The 3,711-nt window shown below is 57.6% G+C and carries 3 protein-coding genes and 1 pseudogene; all 4 read left to right on the forward strand.

The window, feature by feature from the left end; genetic code table 11:
* Positions 1-821 (forward strand): IS5 family transposase (locus tag BMY22_RS22900; protein WP_090625611.1); only part of this gene is annotated, 821 nt, incomplete at its 5' end.
* A gap of 365 nt (positions 822-1,186) precedes the next feature.
* Positions 1,187-2,836 carry a FimL-related protein gene (locus BMY22_RS22905; RefSeq protein ID WP_090625613.1) on the forward strand — a complete coding sequence of 550 codons (1,650 nt, stop codon included), beginning with the start codon at positions 1,187-1,189 and terminating at the stop codon, positions 2,834-2,836.
* A gap of 74 nt (positions 2,837-2,910) precedes the next feature.
* Positions 2,911-3,402: pseudogene (locus BMY22_RS22910) on the forward strand (NADH pyrophosphatase zinc ribbon domain-containing protein); the annotation flags it as partial.
* 87 nt (positions 3,403-3,489) lie between these two features.
* A partial coding sequence (gene tnpB, locus BMY22_RS22915) for an IS66 family insertion sequence element accessory protein TnpB (RefSeq protein ID WP_244158916.1) occupies positions 3,490-3,711 on the forward strand: 222 nt, incomplete at its 3' end.

Consider the following 3,711-nt stretch of genomic DNA (forward strand, 5'->3'; position numbering starts at 1 on the left):
CCTACCCGCTGGCCGCCATGCTGCGCGTGCACCTGATGCAGAACTGGTTCGGCTACAGCGATCCGGCGATGGAGGAAGCGCTGTACGAAACCACTCTCCTGCGCCAGTTCGCCGGCTTGGGTCTGGAGCGCCTCCCGGACGAAACGACCATCCTCAACTTCCGCCGCCTGCTGGAGAAGCACGCACTGGCTGCAGGCATGCTGGAGGTGATCAACAGCTACCTGGGTGAGCGCGGGCTGTCGCTGCGGCGGGGCACCCTCGTCGACGCCACGCTGATCCATGCGCCGAGTTCGACGAAGAACAAGGAAGGCAAGCGCGACCCGCAAATGCACTCGACGAAGAAGGGCAATCAGTACTACTTCGGCATGAAGGCGCATATCGGCGTCGATGCCGAGTCTGGCCTGGTGCATCACATCGTGGGCACGACGGCCAACGTGGCGGATGTCACCCAGGTCGACAAGGTGCTGCATGGCGAGGAAACACTGGTCAGCCTCGATGCGGCCTATGTCGGCGTCGAGAAGCGTCCGGAGCATGCCGGGCGGAAAGTCGTCTGGCAGATCGCGGCCCGCCGCAGCACCTACCAGAAGCACGGCAAGCACAGTGTCCTGTATCGCGTCAAACGTCGGATCGAGAAAGCCAAGGCACAGGTGCGGGCCAAGGTCGAGTATCCGTTCCGGGTGATCAAGCGGCAGTTCGGCTACGTCAAGGTCCGCTTCCGCGGCCTGACGAAGAACACCGCGCAGTTGGTGACGCTGTTCGCCCTGTCGAACCTGTGGATGGCGCGAAAACATCTGCGGGTGGCAGGAGAGGTGCGTCCGTAATGCGGGAAATCATCCCGGCAAAGCGCCCCTTCAAGGGCAAAACATGAATTTGCAAAGAGGTATCGGTCTGAATTGCCACGGAACTGCCGTTTTTTTGAGCAATCGAGTGCTCGGGTAGAAAATGTCGGGGCTAATTCAGACCTTCCTTAGCAAAAAGTCAGCTTGTCATTTGCGAGCACATACCATTTCCATCAAACCCTTGAGGTTGCCCATGACCGGATCCGGCAAGGGTTGAAACCTGACTTTTTGTCGGACACTTACAAGACTCTTCAATGGAAAACGGAATGAGTGCATGCGCAAGCAAAGGTAGGAGCCTCATCGACTGATGCTGTACGAAAACTCGGCGCGGGAGGCGCAATAGATTCATGGTCAGTGCTACGTCCCTCACTTTGGTGCGTGATGAGCTGTTCGCTACCATTGAGGAGGCTGAGCAGAGACTTGAGCAATTCATTGTCGAGCGCCATAATGACAGTTTCCTGCAGCAGATTGTTGCGAACCTACAGCAAGTACGCGGTATCCTCACTCTGATTGAGTTGACCGGTGCCGAACTGCTTGCTCTCGAAGTGCTGCAGCAGGCGATTGATATACCTGTAGGGATCGGACAGGAGCAGGATGGCCGATTGGCAGCTTTAGGCAATGCGCTGCATGTTCTACGCCGGTATCTTGAGGGGGTCGACATGCACCATCAGGACCTGCCGGAGTTATTGTTGCCAGCGGTCAACGACTTGCGTCAAGCCGCCGGTCTTGCCCTGTTGCCTGAGAGCCACTTCTTCAGCGTTCACCTTGACGCGAGTCGACCCTCCTGCCGGTCGTCTATAGCGGGTGGGAGAATCCAGGCCGATGAAGTGGCACGATTACGGCACATGTACCAGATTGGCCTGCTTGGCTTCATTCGTGAACAGAGCCTGCCTGCTAGCTTGGGCCTTATGCTGCGTGCAATGTCTCGGTTGGACAGGATCTTCACCAACCAACCTCAAAGCCGCTTCTTCTGGATCTGTTCTGCAGCTCTTGAGGCCCTGTTAGATGGCCAGTTGTCGCCTCGTAAGTCTCGCAAATACTTGTTCGCTCGTGTCGAGCGAGAACTCAGGCAATCTTTGATCTGCTCCAATTACGAGGCCCCTGGAAGTTTGCTGGGGGAGCTGCTCTATTTGGTGGCCTTAACAGAAAGTCGGGGCTCGCGCGTCAGGGAGCTGCGTGGGGTATTCGGTCTTCAGGCTTTGCCTTTCACTGATCAACTTCTAGAAAAAGGATACCGGCGCTTGTCGGGTCCTGGTCGATCGGTTATGCGTTCCCTATGCTCAGCCATCCGTGAGGAGTTGGCCAGTATCAAGGATGCTCTCGATCTCATCGGGCGTGGCTCTGGAGAGGAGGAGCACCTGAGTGGGCTGCAGGTTTCGTTGGGCAAGCTGGTGAAAACGCTTACGATGGTTGGCCTGATTCCGGTGGGCAGCCTCTTGCAGAGATTGTTGCCTACGCTGGCAGATTGGAGCCCGACACAGCCGCTTGACTCACTATTCTTGGCCCGATTGGCGGAGGCTCTACTACATGTGGAGGGCATCGTTGCCGGCCTCGAGCGCGGTGAGCGTTCCCTGCAGCCGGAGCCGGAGGCTGACTGCTTTGCTCGTCATCAATTGACCGAGGCGCGGATGGTTGTTTTGGACGAGGCCAAGGCCAGTCTTGCACTCGCCAAGCGAGCTATCATCGCCTACTTGGAGTCTCAAGGGGAACGGATACACTTGGCCAATGTGCCGATCAGCTTGGATGCAGTCCGCGGTGGACTTTGGTTTCTTGGTCTGGAGCGTGCTTCAATGCTAATCGGTGTTTGTGCTGAGTATATCCAGTCCCGAATGCTGGACTCTCTGCAGATACCTGCAGAGCCTATGCTGGAAATCCTGGCCGATGCTCTGACCAGCTTGGAGTATTATCTGGAGAGCGGCGCGTCTGACGCCCAAGTCCATATACTCGATCTGGCCTCGGAGAGTCTGCGTGCTTTGGCCCTGCCTGCAGTGGCCTGATTTACATTATGCCTCCGTAGCCCAGTGGCTTGGCGTTTGCCGGCCAGCTTTCAAAGGGATAAGCAGGAGAAGTGATGAGCGAGCGCTGGAGTCCCGGAACACGCATCGGCTATCCGTCAGGTGGCTTGGCATTGGCGCATTGTCGACAGCGCTTTCTGCTTGGCCCTCAAGGCACGCTGTTTCCCTGTCAATGGCTGCATGAGCGGGGTTTTCCGGTGCTCGTCGAGCATGTGCTCGGGAGTTTCGATGGTGAGCCTGTTCGCCTGCTAGAGTTGGAACGTCCCGTCGAGCTAGCGGGTTGTTCCTGGCAGACCCTGCGCCAATTGATGCTCGAAAGCGATGTTGAAACCTTCAGGCTGCTCGGCTATGCGTCGCAGATTGGTACCTGGGCCCGGCAGCATCGCTTCTGCGGCAGTTGCGGGGCACCGATGGAGCTGCTGCCGGGAGAGCGGGCGATGCATTGCCCGCACTGCGAGGTGCAGCATTATCCAAGGTTGTCGCCGAGCATGATCGTGTTGGTCACTCGTGGCGATGAAGTCCTTCTAGCCCGCTCGCCGCGTTTTTCCAGCGTAACCGCTCCATAAACCCTACCTTCGAAACCGCGCCCTGAGATCTGATGCTGAGCTCCCGATTCCTTCTGGAACTTGCCCCGCATGATGCGTCCCGCCCCCAACGTCAAAGCTGTTTACCTCTACCCCAAGCCGGTCGATTTCCGTAAATCCATCAATGGCCTGGCAGCCCTGGTCGAGTTGGATATCAAGGTCGCGGTGTTCGACCCTGTGTTGTTCGTCTTCCTCAATCGCACACGCAACCAAGTGAAAATTCTGTACTGGCATCGCAACGGCTTCTGTCTGTGGCTCAAGCGCCTGGAGGCC

The organism is Azotobacter beijerinckii (assembly GCF_900110885.1).
In the GTDB taxonomy this organism is placed as follows: domain Bacteria; phylum Pseudomonadota; class Gammaproteobacteria; order Pseudomonadales; family Pseudomonadaceae; genus Azotobacter; species Azotobacter beijerinckii.

Coding starts and splice junctions, on each gene's coding strand:
- BMY22_RS22905 (WP_090625613.1), top strand. CDS start 1,187: ATGGTCAGTGCTACGTCCCTCACTTTGGTGCGTGATGAGCTGTTCGCT.